The sequence below is a fragment of the Franconibacter sp. IITDAS19 genome (assembly GCF_023079515.1).
Classification (GTDB): Bacteria; Pseudomonadota; Gammaproteobacteria; order Enterobacterales; family Enterobacteriaceae; genus Franconibacter; species Franconibacter pulveris.
The window spans coordinates 377,809-397,581 of the sequence record NZ_JALJCP010000001.1 but is presented as its reverse complement, the minus strand read 5'-3'; the positions used below and the strand labels follow the sequence as shown (position 1 = coordinate 397,581).

Genomic DNA, 19,773 nt, shown 5'->3' with positions numbered 1-19,773 from the left:
GCCGGAGAGTCTGGTTCAATTCGCGTTTTCGAAAAAAGAGGTAGAAGCAGTGGCTCGTCCCCGTAGTGAAGATAAAAAGCTGGCGTTACTGGAAGCGGCCGCCGAAGCGATTGCCGAAGCGGGCATTGGCGCCTCCACCGCGCTCGTGGCGCGTAAAGCTGGCGTGGCGGAAGGCACGCTTTTCCGCTACTTCCCGACGAAAGACGATCTTTACAACGCGCTCTATCTGCATCTTAAACACGGCTTTTGCCAGCCGCTGACCGCCAACCTTGACCGCAGCGGGGAGCCGAAGGCCATCACCCGCTATATCTGGGAAAGTTATATTGAATGGGGCCTGCGCAACCCGCTCGCTAACCAGGCGATGCGTCAGCTCGCGGTGAGCGAAAAAATAACCGAAGCAACTCGCCAGACGGTCAACGAGATGTATCCGGAGCTGCGCAACCTGTGCGAGCAGTCCATCGCCCCTGTGTTTCTCTCTACCCCCTGGCGCGCTTTTGGCGACGCCCTTTTCTTTACGCTTGCGCAGACCACTATCGATTTCGCGTCCCGTGAACCGGCACGTGCTAAGGAGTTGATCGCCGTAGGTTTCGACGCCATGTGGCGCGCCCTTGGCGTAAATTAATCGCGCCCGCGGGCGCGGCTTCCTCTCTTTTTCTGACTTGTGACACAACCTGTCGCATTCCCGCCGTTTACTCTATTTAAAGCTTCATTTCTAAAACCAGCGCGCCGTTTGCTAAATAAGCACGGGAATGTTGCGCTTGTCACTGTAAGCATCCGCAAAGGAATGAGATTTATCTTAAGCTGGTTAGGCAGGATTAACCTGACAGGAGAAATAAGATGGAACTGAGTAAGGAAGCCATCCGGCGGTTACTGGCGGCGGACATTGAAGTAAGCATTATGGGCGGCTGCTACCAGCGCGCCACGGTACGCGCGGTGTTCTATCACCATACTATTGAGCTAACGGTCGAGGTAACGCATCCGCTTCTTGTCTGGCAGTGCGGCAACCGCGACAGCGTGCATCTGGTGAAACATGAGAAAAATGGCCGCAGCGTAACCATGACGCTGGTTAAAACATTACAGGATAAAGTGACGCAGATGCGGCTTGCCGCCACGATGAGCGATGAGATGGCAAGGGATCTTAGCGAGCGCAACCGTCAACAAATCGACGCGCTGGAACGCCAGTTAAACGTGAAAAGATAAGCTTAATAATGCGAAAAAACGTGTGCAAGGCAGTATGGCTTCGTTATAGCTGACACAAGCGCGAGGTTTGGGTTCAGGCGCAACGCCTGAACCCTTCGGCAAACGTCAGGCGGTCTGCCAGGAAGCGGTGACCTCATCCTTGTTTTTGTTCAGCAGGATTTTGTTATTCTCAATTTTTTCAACCCAGCTCAGCGGGATGTAATGGTGAATGCCGCCCGCTTTCGGGTCGCTTTTGGCCAGCTTAATTTTATCTTCGCCTTCGAGATGGTCGACAATACCGACATGGCTACCACAGCTGGCGATAACTTCGGCGTGTTCGCGAATTTCGTTTTTATTTACCATATGTCCTCCTGTCGATTAGGTAATAGTCAGTATAGACAGCTTAATGGCAATAAAAGGCGTTATTAATATTCTGTAATACTTCCAAATTCCTTTAAGATTATTCTCTTGCCGTTCACACGAAGCGTTATCCGCCCTGGAAAGCGTCAACAGGCTGAAACACGCCCGCGCCAAAAGCAGACTTCCCCTCTTCTGCCATAATAAACAGGGCGATAGCACTGACGCTCAGGGACGACGCGCTTTCGCCGCTGACGCTTTATTGAAATGACTAAAAAGGAATATCCATGTTGCCAAGAGGCTTTTCTAAGTTTTTCTTTCTGCTCATCCTTGCTGTCGTCACGCTGGCCTTTATGACGATTTTGCGGCCCTACGCTTCGGCAGTGCTGTGGGCGGCTATCCTGGCCGTTATCTTTTATAAAACCAAAGAGTGGATTCGCCGGGCGACAGGCGGGCGGAACAATCTGGCTTCGCTGCTGACGCTACTGCTTATCTGCCTTATCGTTTTTACCCCGCTGGCCATTATTTTCTCTTCGCTGGCGACTGAATTTAACGTGGTTTACCGCAACCTGCAGGAAGACAACACCTCAATGTCTGTTGTCTTCGCCGATGTTATCCGCCATCTCCCCGCCTGGGGCCAACATCTGCTCGCCGAATATGATCTTGACGATGTAGGCGAGATACAGCGGAAACTTTCCGCCGCCGTAATGCGGGGCAGCCAGTTCCTGGCGGGCAGCGCGCTGGCCATCAGCAAGAACACCTTCGGTCTGGCGATAGGTTTCGGCGTGATGCTTTATCTGCTCTTTTTCTTACTTAAAGATGGCGCGCATCTGGTGGCGCTGATCCTGCGCGCAATCCCGCTGGAAAACCGGGTGAAGTATCGTCTGATTTCCCGCTTCGCCACCGTTGCCCGCGCCACGGTAAAAGGCACGGTGGTGGTTGCGGTGATACAGGGTTTCCTTGGCGGCCTCGCCTTCTGGTTTCTGGGCATTCAGGGGAGCCTGTTGTGGGGGGCGCTAATGGCCTTCTTCTCGCTGGTGCCTGCGGTTGGCACCGCGCTGGTGTGGATACCCGCCGCCATTTACCTCTTTGCCGTGGGCGCGCTCTGGAAAGCGATTATTCTCGTCGCCTGGTTTGTGGTCGTGGTCGGGCTGGTCGACAATATCCTGCGGCCTATTCTGGTAGGTAAAGACATTAAAATGCCTGATTATTTAATTCTGGTCGCCACCCTCGGCGGGCTGACGGTTTACGGCATTAACGGCTTTGTGATTGGGCCGCTGATTGCCGCGCTGTTTGTCACCTGCTGGCAATATCTGGCGGAACCGGACCGGGAAGATAAAACTACCCGGTGACTGTCCGTGTTAACGCAATGGCAGAGATATCGGTATGTGTGAATAAGGTTGATACAACCACCGTGCCGGATATTACTGGCCTGTTCTTCCGGCTTTCTGGACTATCTAAAATTAGAAACCGTCGAGACATCGACGGTTTCTACCCTCAACTATAACTATTCATTTTGCCCGACTGTCTTTAGCTGTATTTTTTCTCGTTGAAATAAATTTCCTCCTTCAGACAACGGTAATATTACCGATAGAGTGAGCGGACCTCCTCTTGTGTAAAAGCCTTTTCAATTGAGCCAAAGAGCCTGTAGCTTAACTAATAGCTATATTAGCCCTCTCTATTTCTCAGGATGGAGAAACAGGCCAGGTAATGTCTGGAGCCTGAGTCGTATCCACTCGATTAAGAAGAACACGGTACTTTTTCCAGTCTGTCAGAGCATTAACTTCAGCTGAGGTTGCCATATCAAGATCCAGGGCGTCCTGAAGTGGGCTAATTACAGAGGTTGCCTCCGCCATTAGTCCTGATTTTTTAAGCTCTGCTTCTTTTATCATTATATCCTTTTTTTCTTCAGGCGTGGGCTCTGGAATAGTTTCCCAAAAAGGTAACCCGTTTGCGCCTCCTGCCCGCCGTTTCCCCTCCCTCTCAAACTGAAAGTATTCATTGAATATTTCATCAGAAACTTGAATTGCATCCTGATAATATTTTTCCTGAAGTAAGGAGCTGCCTTCTGCAATAAAAGCATTGTTTGCGGCGCTATAATAATAAGTGTACATATCATACTCTCCCGATAGCTATCCATGTGCCCACAGTAGGCTGGGCGATAAAATTTTTATCAGCAACACGCCATGACGCGGATCGCACAGAAAACTGAGAACTATTAATTTTGTTAGCGCCATAAGCGGTCAAGAACGAATAAATTCCACCGCTTGCAAGCCAACCGCCTGACTGCCCTTCACAAACAATAACCTGATAATCAGACATTGCTACGCCCATTTTTATCTGGCTAAAACCATTCGAGTCGGTTGAAAAATTATCCCCCTGGATAACGATCCCGCCAGGAAGTCTGATTACAAATGCGGCTGTGCCTGAGGTGGAATATAAGAAGCTATTCATATCCGGAATCTGATTCGCCCCGGTACCAACGCCTCGCTTTGCCGCTTCACCCAAACCAAGATTTGCGAGAGCAGAGGCAATAGCGCCCGCACCGTCGGCCTTAATATCTGCAAAGGGGTTGGCGCGATTTAATCCATTAGCGGCATTTTTAATTTCTGCCCATTTAGCGCCTGGCGGCGTAGTGGTATTCGCCGCTTCAAGCGACTGATAGACCACACCCGCCAGCGACACCATAGCGCCTTTCCCATACAAAAAAGGCGAACCGCCGTTATCCTCGCTGGTAATAAACGGCGCAACGCCAGTGGTCTGGATTTCATTAACCGCTGAGGTGATTAAGTTGAATAGCCAGTTCATTTTGTCGCGCTCGATGCGCTTTGCGGAGGGGTCGGTCGCCGGGTCGAGCGAATAAGCCTGGCCGTAGCCCTGCGTCATATTGACGCCGCCGCTGGCGTCGGTTTCAGGCACAGCTGTTTTGTCCCCTGAGCTGGCAAAGGGGACTTTAATTAATGACGTCATGATTAACTCCTGAATTGTGAGTGAGGTTGATCGAAGTTAAGGTTATGAGGCGCGAAGCCGAAAGCCTCTCCAGGCTTCACGAGATGGTTGAGTTTCACCCCTGCAGGGCGCGGAATTAAGTCGAAATCCTGGAGCAGGCGCATCATCAGGTTGGGCAACACTTTCTGGTAGACGACGGTAATCGCCATATCATGTCCGTCCAGAGCGTAAACCTCACTGCCAAATACATCGTACAGCGCGTGGTTGAGCGAAGGCATGGAACCGTCAGAGATGATTTGCCACCAGCGCATCCGCAGCAGTTGACGCTTTTGTTCGACCGTTAGCCGGTTTACCGTGTCCGCATCGGTCGCGAAATTGCTGCGACCAAAGTTCAGGCCAAATCCGCTGAATCCAAAAGCGGGGTAGCTCGCCGAACTGGCAGCGGACTGGGTATAAAGCGGCAGATCTAAAATAATCGCCCAGACATTCAGGCCAAAATCGTTGGCGGTAAATAAATTAAAAACATCCCGCTCCCATTCGTCCCAGAACCGGGCGTGATGGCGTGTATACCACTCCTGCTTTATGTTAAGCAGGAATTTTAAATTCGGCGCCTGGTCATATTCCCACTTAACGACCTTCAGAATATCGACACTAAAATCGAATGGCTGAATATTCATAGAGTCACCACGATAATGTCATCAACTTGAATTGTGGCTTTCTCATTCAGACCGATGGCAATCTCCTCTTTCGACCATGTCGGCGTTGCGGCTTTAAGGGCTACCTCTACGCTTTTGATGAAAAGCGACGGCGAGGCGGTATTCGCCGCCGCAGAAAGCTCAAAGGGCGAGACATCCGCCCCCAGCACAAACCCCTCTTCGCCGTTCGTAAGCTGACCGCTGGCATAGTTCAGGATGGTGTCCTTAATTAGCGAAGCGGGGTCACCCGTACCGACGGTCTTCGCTGAAACCGTAAATTTCGCCATTACGGGGCGGGTTGCAGGCCGGTCAAACTGCACGATGCTTTTTTGCCCCGACCAGCTGTCAGTCACCGCCACGCTGACGGCGCCATTCCACCCTGCCCCGCCCGTTTTAGCGCGATAAAGCGCAGCGGCGACGGCCTCATCGCTGCCGCCATCAACGCAAACCCATACGGAATGCCCGGCAAGCGTAATACCATCGATAATGGCGGTTGCGCTGTCGGTATTTTCTCGCAACGACAATGAGTTCACGCCTGACAACGCCTTCACGTTCGAAAAAACTGCCTCGGCTACCGAGCGTCCCTGCAGCGCAAGGGTCTGGCGTCGCTCCTTGCGAGCGGAGAAGTCTGACTGCGCTTCGCTGCCAATTAAGCCCGCCTGCGGATTGTCCGACGTTTCCCATCCCGGCGGCGTGTAGCCGACAACAGGCGTGGTCAACGCGTGCGCCGGGCAAGCGATAGCCCCCGGCTCCAGCGCCTGAAAAATCCCAACCCCTCTGCCTGCGTTATCCAGTACCACGGTCGACAACAACTCAAACAGGTTGCCGTTCGCGGCACGTCGCGAACCCGACGGGATCACTACGCCAGGTATGCCGGTGAGCTGTACGCCATCCACCAGGGTATAGCTCGCCGCACGACGCTTGCCGCCAGTCAGCGCCCAGATGTCATCAAGAAAAATGCCGCCTGCATAGTTAGGGTTGATCTGGTTGGCGAGAACGGCGTTATTCGCCGCCACTTCCGCCCGTACCGCCACATCGCTGGCGATGAGCATCCCCTGCGGCGTGTCGGGCGTAACATCAAGATCGTCGCCAAACAGCGCTTTCCACTCGTTTTCCGTATCAGCGAGAATTTGCGACGTGTCAGGCACAATAAGGCCTGACGGTGAAACGTAGTTATAAGTTGCCACTTGCGTTCTCCGTACCGTAAATCGTAGTTATCTCTGCGGTGTAATGCAGTTCACCGCCCTCCACGCTGACATTGATCGCGCCGACGCCAGTGACGCCCGGCACGGTCAGCAACGCCCTGCGTAAGTAAAGGTCGTAAAGCCCGGCGTCCGGCGCCATGCCAAGCGCAATATCAAAGAAGGGAATGCCGCGCGACTGCGCATAGGGCAGTTCGGTTAAGCGAGTTCGCGACACGTGCTCGCAGGTCTGACGCAGCGCGGCAGACCCGCTGACCATAGCGATATTGCCGTCCGGTCCGCGAAAAATGTCGGAAAGATCATTGGTCGCTAACGTTTTCATGGATTTTTTGCGGGACCGGTGTCGCCGCCCTCCGGATTGTGATGGACGTGACCGATAAGGTTGATAGCGCCGTTTGTTAACTGCGGCGCTTTAACAGGTTTATTGACCTCTATTCCCGCTTCGGTAATCGAAACCACCGTTGAACCGACGGTCAAAACGATGGCGCCAGGCTTAACAGCGACCGCAGTCGCGCCGTCCAGCGTCTGAAGCGTCGCCGCCTCTGCGTCATTGACAACAAAATCTTTCATCACGTCAGGGATAAATACGCCGTCCTCAAAACAGTGAAGCCGGGCTGTATGACCCGGCTCCGCCTCGTAAGAGTGAAAAAAACGCGACATATCGCGGTCGCTGGCTTTTATCCAACCCAGATCGCCGGGCCGCAACGGGAAAGAGAGGCACAGCCCCCCGCCGCCCATGGTCAGCACCGGCACTTCGGCAGGCGCCAGTAGCGGGTTCAACGATCCGTCGGTCATGGTGACCTGGTAGAGAATAGCGATCTGCGCCCGGTTCTTTGCTCTGTCGTAAGCCACGATGCGCGCCGGCAGCATGTCATCGACATCCAGCAGGAACTTGCGCAGCACCAGATCCATCGTACCGGCCAGGCTGCTCTCCTGACCAGGCTTACGGCTTGGTGTTGGATTTGGCATCTTTTTTCTTTTGCGCCTCGCGTTTTTCAGCTATCGATTTGAGGTTGTCGTTATTACAGGAAAGCGTCAGCTGCCAGTCCGTACTGTGGGTTGAAAGGTTTGCTTCCCACTGGTAGATAACGTACTGGCCGTTTACCGCCTTGTTCACTTCTGACTGAATGGCTATTTGCTGGCCCAGTCTGATGGTGGGATCAAACAGCAGGGTGACCTTAACCCCCTTCTCGTCGAACGTCGGTATGCCCGTCATACCGCTCTGTGTTGAAATAACCCGCACCTCGCCGCGCATTCCCTTGCCAAAGTCTTTGACAACCAGTTCATCGTCATCAATAAAGCAATCTACATCTCCAACCTGTTCCAGCTTTTTAATTTGCTGCGTTACGGGACCGTTATAGAGGTAATTGACGATGGTTTTCTCGGCGGCCTCAAAGCGCAGGCGAAGCGAACAGGCTTCGGCGACCCGCTTGCTGAGTTCAGAAAGCAGGATAGTTTTAGGCGCCGATTGCGATGTCCATTTATATTTTGCGCCATTTTGCGTCAGCGCCTTGATGGTGAGGCTTCGCTCCGGTGGGCCACCAGGGATAGCGGAGACAATATCGCCGTTGAAGATATTCTCCACGCCAGTGGACTGCCGCCCCGCCATGATCGTAACCAATTTAGGGTTACGGTCAGGAATCCAGGGAGAGGACTCAGTAACGAGATAGTCAACAGTGTGGGGCAATAAATTATCCAGGGCGAGATCGCAGCTGTTCTGGGTACTGTCGGTCGATTTCGTAATTTTTACGTTGCAGGCGGCGCCGTGATAAAACTGCATCTCGCCATTCACCTCTATGCCAATGCGCACCTCGCGGTCATCAAACATAGGCGCCTCCCCGTAGCGCCGTCAGTTCATCACGTGTGATATAGACAAAGAGCGTGGCGCCTTCGAAGTCGGTGTAATACGGCAAGGCTTCCTTGTCGGTCAGCAGGATAAAATTCCCCTCTTCCAGATACCCATGCGGGATCACCGGCTCGCCGGCAACGGCGCGGCGGTTGCTGACAATAGTCGCGCCATCGCGCACAACGGAAACGGCCATAATGCCGTTGCATTCTTTCAGCGAAAGCTCATACAGCGTATTTTCAAGGACAACGGAGAGGGACTGGCGAGGAAAGGGGCTGACGGGTATTTGGTTCATCAGGTTCTCCCAAACTAATTAAAAGAATACCTTAACGTTTTGCGTATTTGCTTGCGTAAGGCTGGCCGGGCGCTTCTGCCCTTGTTTAACCGTATCGGCGTCCGGCTTCGCCGTACCGCCGTTTTTGGCTGATTTAGACGAGACCGCTACCTCCCTGGCTGGCATTGTCTCGACCGTTGAGGTGAACCACACCACCTCTTTTAGCGTCAGCGTGAGCGAAACGCAGCCCACCGAATCTGGAGTTTCGTCATGTGGCAGGTCAGTAAGCACCATATTGGCGAAGGAAGAAGCCCAGGTTTGTACGATAAACGCCGTACTGTTGAGCCAGGCCTGTTCTATTTCCTTATAAACCGCACGGTAAGCGTCATCTGGTATGATCATTTTTAACGTGATGCTGTTCGGTTTGATGATCTTGAAGTCCGCTATGGTGTTGCCGGTTTCCAACGGGTGTTCAGCAAGCGTTGAAGTGCGGCTCACCTGGACGCTCATCGCCCGACACTGGCTGAACACCTGAACGCCGTTCATGTCTGTTATGCGTACTGTGTCAGCGGTAAAAAACGATTTGCCCAGGCTGTAAGTGGAACGTGCGCCAGAGGCCATATTCATTAAATCCGTCAGTGAAGCCATCAGTATCCCCTCCCGTCGTCATAATGGTTAGCTAACCCGCCCCAGGCGTTTTTCAGACCGTCCGCAAAGCTGTCAGCAATACCCTGTGAGTCTGTCGCCTGAGTATGGATCTCAACGCGGTCGACATTCACAGAACGGGTATTGCTGGCGCTGGCGGTCAGGAAAGAAGACGGTGGTATCGCTGGCATGGCGGCAGCGCTCCACATCATGTAATTGGCAGTGCTGGCAACGTTGCCTGCGGCCAGAAGAGGATGATCGTTCAACAGGCCTGAACCGGGCTCGCCCGGCTCAGTCGCTGGCTGTTTAGCGTTTTTTATCTCCAGACCAAAGTAGTTCTTAACAACATCAGGAAGCAGTCCGATAGCGCTGTTAATAGCCTCTTGTATCAGACTGTTAATGCTGTCGCCGAGGTGGCTAAACAAGCCTTTCACGAATGTCCATAAAGTGCTGAAAATGACGCCCGCTTCTACCACCATCTGACGCCAGGCGGTGAGAAAAGCCTCACTAAGTTGGCCTGCCGCCTCGGGCACGCTGGCAACAATCGCGTTCCAGCTCGCCTGAAATTCCGCCACCAGCAGATCCAGAAAAGCGCCTGGGTCGGAAAAGAGTAGCTTCAGGGCTTCCCATGCTTCCGCTACGGTGTCTTTCGCCTCATTAAGCGCCACGCCGAGTAGCGGAAATTGTTGAACCAGACCGCCGATAACCGAATCACCGCCGCTGAAATAAGTCCATAGATCGTCGACGGCAAGACCAAGCAACATCGCGGCGCCGATAAGCGGAATAAAAGGAAGGCTAGCCGCAGCGGCCGCCGCAGCCATGCTCGTCAGCGTGGGGATCGCCACTGCCGCCAGCGTGCCGAAAAAGCCTAGCAATGCCCCCTGGTGTTCTTTACCCCAGGCAATAAGTTCGATAGTCGTATTGATAAGCGCCGCCATCGCTGGCGCTGCGCCAAGGACCAGTTCATCCGAAAATCGGCTCAGGATGCTGGTGAGCTCTCCCTGAGCTCGTGCGAACTGATCTAGCGTCTCAACGTCCTGCTGGCTCATTACGCCAAAGGTCTTTTGCAACGTAATCTGCCGCTCCAGTTCCTCGGACCCTTTCATCAGCGCGGCGATAGTCGCGTCATCAGAAATGCCGAGCTGTTTAAGCCCGGCGCTAGCCTGGGACCTCCCCATTTTTGCAGCGACGCCCGCCAGCTCCACCATCATTTGATCAGCGCTTTTTAGTTCGCCTTTGCTGTCGGTCGGGCTTATCCGAAAAGCCTTAAAGGCGCTGGCTTTATCTGAACCCCCATGTTCCGCAGCCTCTTTTAGCGAACCGTTTAACGCTGTCATCGACTCGTTAAAGCTTTTCACATCGCTGCCGGAAGTCTGGAGGGCGCGGGAAAGCGCGTCGTATTGCCCAATGTCGATGCCAAGAGACTGCGCCGTGTTGATTCTCTCCCGCATCGTTTCAGCGTGCCCGACCACAAAATCAAGCACCTCTGTAGCGACATTTTTATAACCTTTCAGTTTATCCGTGAGCGATTGGCCGGTGTTACTGGATTGCAATTCCAGCTTGTTCAGCGTCTGGATTACCTTTTCCAGTGATTGATTTAAGTCGTCCAGCCCGCTCGCGGCTACGCGGGTATCGACTCGAAGCAGAGATGTATAGGTATCGAGAGTGCCCATATCGGCTCCATAAAAAACCGCCGGAGCGGGTTTGATTAATCGTCGCGTTAACGTTTTGCGCGATGCAGCGCACGCGTTAACGAAAAAAAGGGCGCAGCCAGCGAGCAATACGGCGCCCTTAAGAGAATTAACGGAAAGATTTGGCTTTCGCCTGCTCCATTGCCCACCACTCGTTGTACCGAGTGGTCATAACAATTTCCCAGAGCTGGAAAGCCTCCTCGAGAGTGATGGAGGCTTTGAGTTCAGTCAGGGTTGCTTGCCCTGCCGAGAGGATTGTTGCAATGAATTGATCAGCGTTGACGTAATCAACTTGATCATATTCTGCGCGATACCTCCGGAGGAAATGGAGCGGTTGAACTTTTCGAAGAAGCTGAAGTTATGGTCCAGCAACGCGCGTTCAAGACGAATAAGCGCTTCGGCATCCGGCACGTGGTTATCGACAAGCGCGGCAGTCGAGAGGCGAACCGTGCTGCCATCTTCCAGCACGCGATCGACGAATGACATTGCTTTAAGCATGATCATTTCATTCTCGCCGTACTGATTTTCTTCCCACTGTTTCGCCAGCGCTGCGATAGACGTAGGATATTTGGCTGCCACCTCGCGTCCGACAATTGCCGGAAACTGGCCGATAATATAGTGGTGCTCTGCGCCGTTGCGATCGGCGACCGTTACCGGTTTTGGATTCAAAAGATCAGCCACACTACACCTCAACCCGGCTCATGCCTTCAAACAGGAAGGTATACGTTTTAGAACTAAAGCGTCCCGACTGGGCCAGACCGTTGCCCGGCATTCCCTTACTCACTACGCCAGGCGTCAGCGTAATCGTCGAGCCATCCGGATAAACGCCAACGATAGTAATGACATCTTTCGCCGATTTTTTGCCGCGGGCGGCGCGATTCGCCTCGAATACCACCGCCAGATTTTTATCAGCGTCGGACTTCGCCAGTACGGAGAGCGAGAACTCGATTGGGCTCATTTTTGTCCAGCTCACCAGGTCGCCGTTCATCCCCATCGCCGTGTCATTGATTTGCAGCTCGGTAAATTTGAACGGATCCGCGTCGTCGGCAAATTCGGTGACAGTAAAACCGGACGGGTACGTTTTGCTCGCGATAACGCGAACCTGAAGGCCGAAGCCGCTAAGGTTTTGCATGATAAATCTCCAGTAAAAAAGCCGCGTTAAGCGGCCTGAGAAAGGATGAGTAAAAAATCAGAGTAAAATGTCGCGGCCGGTAATTTTGTTCACAGCGTCCGCTTTGGAGTAAACCAGGGTATAATCAATGATGTACTTGATGGTGCCGTTCTGTTGCATCTCTTCCTGAACATTAGCGTCCACCCACCAGCCGAGCGTTTCAACCTGATGCCATGCCAGCGGATCGCCGGTAATCTGTGTGACATACGCTTTTTGCGTGGTGGTCAGATCCTTCTCCGCCTTGAAAGTGCCGTTAAACAGGGCGCGACTGATAGGGTCCTGAAGCAGGCTCAGCACAATCGAACGGCCCTCGTCCGTCGCCGGAATGATCGGCAGCGAAAGCAGACCGCCCATCAAAACCGACGTTGCGGCCGCTTTAAACCACTGTTCGTTGGCATAAACGTTCATCTGCAATGGTGCTGCGGCAGCCCCGCACAGGTAGCCATTCTGGTAAAAATCGATAGCCTGGCCCGCACTTTTGGTGCGGCCGTAATAGTTAACCCGGGTAGCGCTGTCGATGCCGTTCGCTTCGCTGTTGCTGTCCACCTTCGGCGAGACGCCCGCCACCTGCTGAAACATATAGTTCTGACTGGCGTTGCGCTGGGAATAATCGGTTGCGCCAAGAATAATGCCGGGGATCAACTCGTCATATTCGCTGTTGGCGTCGTTTACCAGGGTTAGCGCACAGCCGGCATAGTTGCTCAGCGCATCGTACCAACCGGGGATATTGGCTTTCGTCACCGGGACCAGGTACTGATATTTGACGTTCTGGCTGTTATTCCAGGCTGCAATTTGCTGCACCGTCTCCAGAGCTAACGGCGCACCGCAGAAGGCAAATGATCCATAGTTATCGCTAATTTCATCCGCTTCGATAAGGTAATCCAGCACGCTTGCGGCGTTTGAACCTGGCGAGGTCACCATGCCTTTACTAACCGTCCAGCCAAGATTATCCGCTATATCGATGCCGGTCCCCGCCGCCGCCACGCTGACCGCCGACGGAATAGCCTGACCGATAAAGGAGGCGTTAAAGGTTTGCGCCACGGCGTCAAAGGTGACCGTCGCGCCAGCCAGCGAGGCGCGTAACGCGGTTTGAACGAGCGCCGCGACATCCGCCAGCGTGGCGACAGCGGAGAAATTAAGATCGCTTAGCAGGTAGTCCGACTGCCCTACCTGAACGCGCACGGCGCCATCGGTTACCGCTTTCCAGCTATCAATAGCGGTCAGGGCGCGGCCGCCCACGATAGCTGGCGCCGAAGCGATGACGCTATCGTCATAACGTGCGAAGGCAATTTTTTTTGCTTTCGTCATTACCTTAGAAACAAAACCGAAATAGAGCGCGGCACGCTGATATTCTTCCGTCGCGACGCCGAAAGTGGCTGCCACATCGTTAAGCCCGGTGAACTCAATGACCACCCCTGCAGGCACTTTCGCGTCTTTTGTAAAGAGGCGCAGGATAAGCTCGCGCTCTTTTGCACTCGCGCCAGCCCCTACGCCGGACGTAATATCCACGTACTTTTTAATTGAAATGCTCATGAAAAAACCTCTTGTTATACGGGATAAATCCCGTGGGTGAATTGCTCAACCGTGCCCACATCATGAGACAAGGTGAGTTTGCGGCAGATAACCAGCTCGAAGCGGGGCAGGTTCTCCCACTGCTTCTGCTCGTTCTGAATGTAATTGGACGTCAGGGTCTTAATCGCCTGGACGCTCATCTGCGCCTTTTTGGCAGCCTCAACCATGCGAGGGCCCTGCAAAAACATGGCCGCAGTAGTCAGTAAATCCATTGCTTCTGGCCTGTCCGTCGGCCATAACGTGGGTAAACGGACGCTGATCTGAAATGTTTCGGCATGATTTTGCTGTTCAATCAACTCCGCTCTGTCCGCACGTCTGCGGGCCTGGTGTGACTGCCAGCCCACACGTTCTGTCGCAAGGTGTTGCACAACAATGAGCGATTCCTGTTCCCGCGCGGGCGGAATATCGCCATAGCTTTGCACCACCTGAACCGCTATGCCCTGTTCGGCAAATTCAGCCATAAGCAAGTCATGCAGGAGCGTAAACATGTCATTCAAGGCTTTATCTCCATCAGAAAATTCGGCGCCAGTCGCCGGGTATAAAAAAGCCCCGACCAGGGTCGAGGCGAGTTGCGGCGTCAGCGGTTATTTCAGGCACTGCTGCTGGACATATTCCTGTAGGCCGGTCAGCGCTGAACGGGTTAGCGCCAGTTCTTCCCTGAGACGAAAATAAGCCTGTCGAGCGTCTGCAGTGAGTTCGGGGGCGGTTGCATCATCCACGCCGGGGGCGGCATCGGTACGGGGCAGTTGTCCTTTGCAGGTTGCTGTGAGGCGCAGCCGCTTAACGCCGATAGCAACATCGCGACGCAAGGCATCAATCGTGTTTTGCGCATGTATTAACTCCTTCGTATAAGCATCATCGAGTTTTGCGACATCGCGCTGACTGTGTTGTATCTTCTGGAGTGAAGCTGCGGTTGATTTCAATTGCTGCTCTGCCAGTTCGGCGCGCTGTTGTTCTGCCAGCAACCGGGCGTGGTAGTACATCCCGGCGGCAAACGTCGCGGCGATGAGAACGCTAAGCGTCTTTTCTTTAAAGGTCATGGCTGCTCTGCGCCAGGCACAGCACGCGTTCCATTTCGCGTCGATTTTGTAACCCTCGCCATTTCACGCCTCCCGCGTAGACCCAGCGGCGCAGCTCTTCGCACGCCCCCTTTCGGTCACCTGCGTTGAGTTTGTGCAGAAGCGTTGATTGAGCGAAGGCTGTTTCACCTACGTTGAAGACAAAACTGTAGAGTGCTGCTCGCTGATAATCACTAAGCGGCGCAGTCACAAGGCTCTCTACGGCACGCCTGGCGGGCAGCAGATCCTGGCGTAAAAGCGTGTCGCATTCGCGGTCGCTGTATGTTTTACCCTGGATAATGTCTGCACCGGTGTGGCCATCGCACACCGTCCAGACGCCGGCAATATCCTTGTAAGCTTCGTAGCGCCGTCCTTCAATACCGTCATGACCGCCAAGAAAGGCAGCAGTTAATGCGAATGCGCCCGCGCCCGCTGCGGCGATAAGTCTTTTGCGCAAGGGTGGGAAAATAGCCATCATTCCTCCTCAAATTCTGCCGGGGTGACATGCCAGCGCTGCAATGCCTCAATCTGCGCCAGAGTCTTTTTTCGTTTGTAATACCAGTTGATGACGAAGGTCAGTAGCGCTACCACGATCCCGGTAATAACACCCATCGCGCTCCATTCATCAGGACTAAGTCGGGTCAGCAGGCTGTTGGCCACCGCCCCGGCGGAAGCGCCATAGGCAGCGCCAGAAGCCAGTTTGCTCATAGGATAGTTCTCTTGCCTCCTGATGAAGAAGGCGTTTTCGTGGGATAACAGAAGAGCAGACAGGGCTAAAATAGTCTCTGCGCTTCTCTTCTCCGTTCAGAAATAAAAAAGGCCCGCCGAAGCGAGCCTTGATTGGTCAATAAACAGACAGGGCGGGTAAAGCTAGCCGGTTTTAGGCAGCCCTCTGCGCAAGCATGCACGCCGTGCCTATATTCGTGCGCTTAAGCTTTGCAAGCGTACCGGGCCGGTTTACCCCGGCGAAAATATTGCTTTTAAAAGCCTGTTAGCAGGCGGACGCCTGCCGCTTTCTGTCACGCCGCTTACTCAAAGTGTATGCAGACTAAAAATGCGTCAGGCGCTATGTCGGCGTAGCCTCAGGCACGCCATGTAAAAGGTTTCCCCGCATTTCGGCGAAGAAGATGGCCATAATGTTAAAGAGCATTGCGTTTCAGCGCAGGTTGCACATCTATTGCGGGTTATGCAGCCCTCGCTTGATGCGTTAGACGCATAATATGCGATAAAATTAATATGCGCAATACGCATTGCGTCATACGCATAAAAAAGTTTTAATGACGCCATGAAAATAGGCCATAAGATTCGACAAATTCGCAAAGCGAATAAGATGACCCTTAACGAACTTGCGTTGCGTGTAGAAAGCGACGTAGGTAATCTCTCGCGTCTTGAGCGCGGCATTCAGGGGTACAGCGAAAACCTACTGAAAAAAATTGCAGATGCGTTGCAAGTCCCTGTTGCTGAACTATTCTCTTCGGACGAAACTAGTGATACTGTGAATACATACAGTGTTAACTCAATCGTGAAAAAAAGGAGAGAAGATGTGTACAGAATTGATGTGCTCGATGTTTCCGCCAGCGCCGGGAACGGAACACCTTCTAAAGATGTGATTGAGGTTATAAGGTCTATCGAATACGTTCCCGAGCAAGCAAGGATAATCTTCGGCAACCGTCCTGAGTCTTCAGTCAAGCTTATTAACGTTCGCGGCGACAGCATGGTCGGTACTTTTGAGCCAGGCGATCTAATTTTTGTTGACGTAAGCACCTGCATGTTTGACGGTGACGGCATCTACGTCTTCCACTTCAATGGCGATATGTTTGTTAAGCGTTTACAGAAGGTTAAGAGCCAATTGCTGGTCATTTCTGACAATCCACGTTACCGCGAGTGGGCTATCACCGAAGAAGAGATGCACATGTTCAACGTTGCCGGGCGGGTTATGCTGAGCCAGTCGCAGCAATTCCGCCGCCACGGCTAACCGCTTCGTCTTCCTGAATAAGCCCGCTTTGCAGCGGGCTTTTTTATTTCTGCTTGTAGGCGTTTTACAGAGCATCAAATACGCGCTATATTATGCGCAATACGCATATTATGCGTAAACACAATGCAATTTTGTCCAAGCAGAGAAGCCCATGACTGTCATCATTACCTATCCTGAAAAAGATACTTCACGTCATCGCCGACGTATGCGACGCAAAGAACAACGTGAGCAAGAAGAGCAAGAAGCCGCTTTGGCGCGCCATATAGCCAGAGCCCTTTCCGGCTGCTCTGAACGAGTAATAAAAGCGGTCTCGCCTGGGGTGGTTCTGGAAAGAGAGAAGCCGGAACAGCAGCCAGAGCGCAACCGCGAATGGTATACCGCCCCTCGCGGCAATGGTCTGACTTGCCGTGCAAAAGAAAAGAGTCGGCGGAGCGAAAAACCTTTGATTCGCCAGTTACCTTAGTCGTACGGCAAAAACAGAGCAGATGAAAAATCGCGGGGTGAATTTTCCATTAATTCAGATGCTTAAATTAATCGGGTTTTCCCGCTGCGGGATGGTCAGCCTGCGTCCGCAGGCCCGGCGCAGGCGGATTACAGTTTGTCGCTGAAAGAGGAGATGCTGCCGATGGGGTATATTGTCGCCATCTTCGCCGCCATTTTGCTGCTGGAACTGCCGCCCTATCTTGAAGCGCTGCTGGAAAAACCGAAAAAAAGTGACGGATAAGCGTAGATGGCGCGCCCTGCAGGACTCGAACCTGCGACCCACGGCTTAGAAGGCCGTTGCTCTATCCAGCTGAGCTAAGGGCGCATCGGGAAGATGCTTCCACGGTAAGAAGATTCTTCAGCGCCGTGAAACGCGTGGAATTATACGGTGAGCGCCTTGTGAGTCAATGGCTTTCCGACTGCCCGCCTGCCTTTTAAGCATAAAGGCGCTTTCGGGACTGACAGCGCGGCCCGCTTCTGACAAAATATCAACATCCCCTCTCTTTTATCATTACAGATGGAATCCTCTCTCTGATGGCAGCAAAGATTATTGACGGTAAAACGATTGCGCAGCAGGTACGACACGAGGTTGCGGAAAAAGTACAGGCGCGCCTGGCGGCCGGAAAGCGTGCGCCTGGTCTCGCCGTTGTGCTGGTAGGCGCGAACCCCGCTTCGCAGATTTATGTCGCCAGCAAACGCAAGGCGTGCGAAGAGGTCGGTTTTCTCTCCCGCTCTTACGATCTGCCGGAAACCACCACCGAAGCGGAGCTTCTTACGCTTATTGATGAACTGAACGCCGATGCCGCTATTGACGGCATTCTGGTCCAACTGCCGTTGCCGGCGGGCATTGACAATGTGAAAGTGCTGGAGCGCATCGCGCCTGATAAAGATGTGGATGGTTTTCATCCTTACAACGTGGGCCGTCTGTGCCAGCGCGCGCCGCGCCTGCGCCCCTGCACGCCGCGCGGCATCGTTACGCTGCTGGAACGCTACAACATCGATACTTACGGGCTGAATGCCGTGGTCATCGGCGCTTCCAACATTGTCGGCCGCCCGATGAGCATGGAACTGCTGCTGGCAGGCTGCACCACCACCGTCACCCATCGCTTTACCAAAAACCTGCGCCACCATGTAGAGAATGCGGACCTGCTGATCGTTGCGGTAGGCAAACCCGGCTTTATCCCTGGCGAGTGGATTAAAGAGGGCGCTATCGTTATCGATGTGGGCATCAACCGTCTTGAAAACGGCAAAGTGGTTGGCGACGTGGTGTTCGAAGATGCCGCCGCACGCGCTTCCTACATTACTCCGGTCCCGGGCGGCGTGGGTCCGATGACCGTCGCTACGCTCATTCAGAATACGCTACAGGCGTGTGTTGAGTACCACGACGTGGAAGGAGCATAAAATGGCGACGTTCTCTCTTGGAAAACACCCGCACGTTGAACTGTGCGATTTGCTGAAGCTGGAAGGCTGGAGCGAAAGCGGCGCGCAGGCGAAAATCGTTATCAGCGAAGGTCTGGTGAAAGTGGACGGCACGGTGGAAACCCGCAAGCGCTGCAAAATTGTCGCCGGACAGACGGTCACGTTCGAAGGACAAAGCGTCACGGTTGTCGCCTGACTTTAGCCTAAAGAAAAACCCGCCGGATGGCGGGTTTTTTACAGGGCGCGCAACGGCCTTCTTAGCCGTAGGTCCATACGGGGTTACGCCTGCGGCGGCTGGCCGTTAGAAGCCGTAAGGCCGCCATCCACCGGCAGATTAACGCCTGTGATATAGCGTGCGTCATCGCTTGCGATAAACGCGATAGCGTCGGCGATATCTTCCGGTTCGCCTGCGCGTTTAAGCGGGATCCGCTCGTAAAATTTCTGCAGCAGCTGCTCGTTCTGCTTCATCTCTTCAGTCAGTTCGGTAAAAGTAAAGCCCGGACAGATAGCGTTAACGCGCACGCCTTCAGCGCCATAGTCCATCGCCAGCGCGCGGGTAAAGTTGGTAACAGCGCCTTTCGCCGCGTTATAGACGCTCATGCCCCAGTCGCCGCCAAGCCCGGAAACCGACGAGATATTCACCACATTGCCTTTGGTTTTAAGCAGTTCTGGCATGAAGTAATGCGTGCAGTAGAATACGCCGTTAAGATCGGTCCCCATCAGCGTCGCCCAGTCATCCAGCTTGATTTCATGAATGCGCCCCTGGACAATCACGCCAGCATTGTTCACCAGCACATCCACGCGGCCATACTCTTCCATCACGCGCTGCGCCAGGTTTTGTACCTCATCAGCATTCGAGACGTCGCAAGGTACGACCAGGTGTTTACCCTGCGAAAGCGTAGCCGCCACCTTCTCAAGTTTTTCCGGGGTGCGCCCCACCAGCACGACGCTTGCGCCTTCGCTGGCAAAGCGCTTCGCCGCGCCTGCGCCGATACCTGAACCTGCGCCCGTAATGACCACCACTTTCTGCTGAAAACGTGCCATATAACCTCCTGTTTGTTCTGCGATGATGCGTTTAATAACTTTATTAAGACTGGCATCCGGCGAGCGCATCGCAAGGCAGCAAACAGAATTTGCCGTTAACTTCTTGAATTGTTGTAGAAAGAAAAATTTAAAAAAATGTGACCGACGGCACAAATACGACAGTCGCGTCGTCTTTGGCAAGCGTCAAGGGTAGGTAAAATAACCCGGCCGAAG

General features: G+C 53.5%; 27 protein-coding genes and 1 tRNA gene. 8 read left to right on the top strand and 20 right to left on the bottom strand.

Translation table 11 applies throughout. The features are described 5' to 3' along the window. The first annotated feature begins 49 nt into the window (after window positions 1–49). Window positions 50–622, top strand: coding sequence for a TetR/AcrR family transcriptional regulator (locus tag MT962_RS02035; protein WP_024559489.1), 573 nt, complete (start codon window positions 50–52; stop codon window positions 620–622). A 215-nt stretch (window positions 623–837) separates the two neighbouring features. Next, window positions 838–1,200: a hypothetical protein gene (locus MT962_RS02030; protein ID WP_024559488.1), complete on the top strand. Its 363-nt coding sequence runs from the start codon at window positions 838–840 to the stop codon at window positions 1,198–1,200. A 105-nt stretch (window positions 1,201–1,305) separates the two neighbouring features. Here the strand turns inward: MT962_RS02030 and MT962_RS02025 are convergent, their stop codons facing one another. Continuing rightward, window positions 1,306–1,542, bottom strand: coding sequence for a DUF2171 domain-containing protein (locus tag MT962_RS02025; RefSeq protein ID WP_247364396.1), 237 nt, complete (start codon window positions 1,540–1,542; stop codon window positions 1,306–1,308). 281 nt (window positions 1,543–1,823) lie between these two features. Between MT962_RS02025 and MT962_RS02020 the strand changes: the two genes are divergently transcribed. After that, complete coding sequence (locus MT962_RS02020; RefSeq protein ID WP_247364394.1) at window positions 1,824–2,888, top strand: AI-2E family transporter; 1,065 nt, start codon at window positions 1,824–1,826, stop codon at window positions 2,886–2,888. Window positions 2,889–3,221: 333 nt separating this feature from the next. Here MT962_RS02020 and MT962_RS02015 read toward each other — a convergent pair whose 3' ends face one another. The 17 genes from MT962_RS02015 to MT962_RS01935 form a co-directional block, all read right to left on the bottom strand. Further along, a complete protein-coding gene (locus MT962_RS02015) occupies window positions 3,222–3,650 on the bottom strand; it encodes a tail fiber assembly protein (RefSeq protein ID WP_247364393.1) in 429 nt (142 codons plus the stop codon). Between the two features lies 1 nt (window position 3,651). Then, a complete protein-coding gene (locus MT962_RS02010; RefSeq protein ID WP_247364392.1) occupies window positions 3,652–4,506 on the bottom strand; it encodes a hypothetical protein in 855 nt (284 codons plus the stop codon). Between the two features lie 2 nt (window positions 4,507–4,508). Further along, on the bottom strand, window positions 4,509–5,162 hold the full coding sequence (locus tag MT962_RS02005) for a DUF2612 domain-containing protein (RefSeq protein WP_247364391.1): 654 nt from the start codon (window positions 5,160–5,162) through the stop codon (window positions 4,509–4,511). Next, on the bottom strand, window positions 5,159–6,367 hold the full coding sequence (locus MT962_RS02000; protein WP_247364390.1) for a baseplate J/gp47 family protein: 1,209 nt from the start codon (window positions 6,365–6,367) through the stop codon (window positions 5,159–5,161). Before MT962_RS02000 ends, MT962_RS02005 begins: the two co-directional genes overlap by 4 nt. Continuing rightward, entirely contained in the window at window positions 6,354–6,704 is a 351-nt protein-coding gene (locus MT962_RS01995; protein ID WP_247364389.1) for a hypothetical protein, read from the bottom strand. The genes MT962_RS02000 and MT962_RS01995 overlap by 14 nt, the downstream gene beginning before the upstream one ends. Beyond that, window positions 6,701–7,351, bottom strand: coding sequence for a Gp138 family membrane-puncturing spike protein (locus MT962_RS01990; RefSeq protein ID WP_247364387.1), 651 nt, complete (start codon window positions 7,349–7,351; stop codon window positions 6,701–6,703). The genes MT962_RS01995 and MT962_RS01990 overlap by 4 nt, the downstream gene beginning before the upstream one ends. Further along, window positions 7,326–8,210 (bottom strand): hypothetical protein, encoded by an 885-nt coding sequence (locus MT962_RS01985; protein WP_247364386.1) that lies wholly within the window; start codon window positions 8,208–8,210, stop codon window positions 7,326–7,328. Before MT962_RS01985 ends, MT962_RS01990 begins: the two co-directional genes overlap by 26 nt. Then, the gene (locus MT962_RS01980) at window positions 8,203–8,523 is read right to left on the bottom strand and encodes a hypothetical protein (protein WP_247364383.1); all 321 of its coding nucleotides are present in this window, start codon (window positions 8,521–8,523) and stop codon (window positions 8,203–8,205) included. Before MT962_RS01980 ends, MT962_RS01985 begins: the two co-directional genes overlap by 8 nt. An 18-nt stretch (window positions 8,524–8,541) precedes the next feature. Next, window positions 8,542–9,150 (bottom strand): phage baseplate protein, encoded by a 609-nt coding sequence (locus MT962_RS01975; RefSeq protein WP_247364382.1) that lies wholly within the window; start codon window positions 9,148–9,150, stop codon window positions 8,542–8,544. After that, on the bottom strand, window positions 9,150–10,820 hold the full coding sequence (locus tag MT962_RS01970; RefSeq protein ID WP_247364380.1) for a phage tail tape measure protein: 1,671 nt from the start codon (window positions 10,818–10,820) through the stop codon (window positions 9,150–9,152). Before MT962_RS01970 ends, MT962_RS01975 begins: the two co-directional genes overlap by 1 nt. A gap of 246 nt (window positions 10,821–11,066) precedes the next feature. Then, window positions 11,067–11,519 carry a hypothetical protein gene (locus tag MT962_RS01965; protein WP_247364370.1) on the bottom strand — a complete coding sequence of 151 codons (453 nt, stop codon included), beginning with the start codon at window positions 11,517–11,519 and terminating at the stop codon, window positions 11,067–11,069. Window position 11,520: 1 nt separating this feature from the next. Beyond that, window positions 11,521–11,970 carry a hypothetical protein gene (locus tag MT962_RS01960; protein WP_247364365.1) on the bottom strand — a complete coding sequence of 150 codons (450 nt, stop codon included), beginning with the start codon at window positions 11,968–11,970 and terminating at the stop codon, window positions 11,521–11,523. A gap of 57 nt (window positions 11,971–12,027) precedes the next feature. Next, window positions 12,028–13,542, bottom strand: a complete 1,515-nt coding sequence (locus MT962_RS01955; protein WP_247364364.1) for a DUF3383 domain-containing protein — start codon at window positions 13,540–13,542, stop codon at window positions 12,028–12,030. Between the two features lie 14 nt (window positions 13,543–13,556). Beyond that, window positions 13,557–14,042 (bottom strand): hypothetical protein, encoded by a 486-nt coding sequence (locus tag MT962_RS01950; RefSeq protein ID WP_247364362.1) that lies wholly within the window; start codon window positions 14,040–14,042, stop codon window positions 13,557–13,559. Window positions 14,043–14,165: 123 nt separating this feature from the next. Continuing rightward, window positions 14,166–14,621, bottom strand: a complete 456-nt coding sequence (locus MT962_RS01945) for a lysis protein (RefSeq protein WP_247364359.1) — start codon at window positions 14,619–14,621, stop codon at window positions 14,166–14,168. Beyond that, window positions 14,611–15,114 (bottom strand): lysozyme, encoded by a 504-nt coding sequence (locus tag MT962_RS01940; protein WP_281732624.1) that lies wholly within the window; start codon window positions 15,112–15,114, stop codon window positions 14,611–14,613. The genes MT962_RS01945 and MT962_RS01940 overlap by 11 nt, the downstream gene beginning before the upstream one ends. After that, entirely contained in the window at window positions 15,114–15,347 is a 234-nt protein-coding gene (locus MT962_RS01935) for a phage holin (protein ID WP_247364357.1), read from the bottom strand. Before MT962_RS01935 ends, MT962_RS01940 begins: the two co-directional genes overlap by 1 nt. A gap of 577 nt (window positions 15,348–15,924) precedes the next feature. Here MT962_RS01935 and MT962_RS01930 point away from each other — a divergent pair. From MT962_RS01930 to MT962_RS22200, 3 genes are all read left to right on the top strand, one after another. Next, the gene (locus tag MT962_RS01930) at window positions 15,925–16,614 is read left to right on the top strand and encodes a helix-turn-helix transcriptional regulator (protein WP_247364346.1); all 690 of its coding nucleotides are present in this window, start codon (window positions 15,925–15,927) and stop codon (window positions 16,612–16,614) included. 151 nt (window positions 16,615–16,765) lie between these two features. Continuing rightward, window positions 16,766–17,077 (top strand): hypothetical protein, encoded by a 312-nt coding sequence (locus tag MT962_RS01925; RefSeq protein WP_247364344.1) that lies wholly within the window; start codon window positions 16,766–16,768, stop codon window positions 17,075–17,077. Between the two features lie 135 nt (window positions 17,078–17,212). After that, complete coding sequence (locus tag MT962_RS22200) at window positions 17,213–17,338, top strand: hypothetical protein (protein ID WP_281732603.1); 126 nt, start codon at window positions 17,213–17,215, stop codon at window positions 17,336–17,338. A 7-nt stretch (window positions 17,339–17,345) separates the two neighbouring features. On the opposite strand, the gene MT962_RS01920 is transcribed toward MT962_RS22200, so the two are convergent. Continuing rightward, a tRNA-Arg gene (locus tag MT962_RS01920) sits at window positions 17,346–17,422 on the bottom strand. A gap of 209 nt (window positions 17,423–17,631) precedes the next feature. Here MT962_RS01920 and folD point away from each other — a divergent pair. Next, window positions 17,632–18,498, top strand: coding sequence for a bifunctional methylenetetrahydrofolate dehydrogenase/methenyltetrahydrofolate cyclohydrolase FolD (gene folD, locus MT962_RS01915; RefSeq protein WP_024559486.1), 867 nt, complete (start codon window positions 17,632–17,634; stop codon window positions 18,496–18,498). Between the two features lies 1 nt (window position 18,499). After that, on the top strand, window positions 18,500–18,712 hold the full coding sequence (gene ybcJ, locus MT962_RS01910) for a ribosome-associated protein YbcJ (RefSeq protein WP_024559485.1): 213 nt from the start codon (window positions 18,500–18,502) through the stop codon (window positions 18,710–18,712). Between the two features lie 83 nt (window positions 18,713–18,795). Here the strand turns inward: ybcJ and MT962_RS01905 are convergent, their stop codons facing one another. Further along, window positions 18,796–19,560, bottom strand: a complete 765-nt coding sequence (locus MT962_RS01905; protein WP_024559484.1) for an SDR family oxidoreductase — start codon at window positions 19,558–19,560, stop codon at window positions 18,796–18,798. Between the last annotated feature and the right edge of the window lie 213 nt (window positions 19,561–19,773).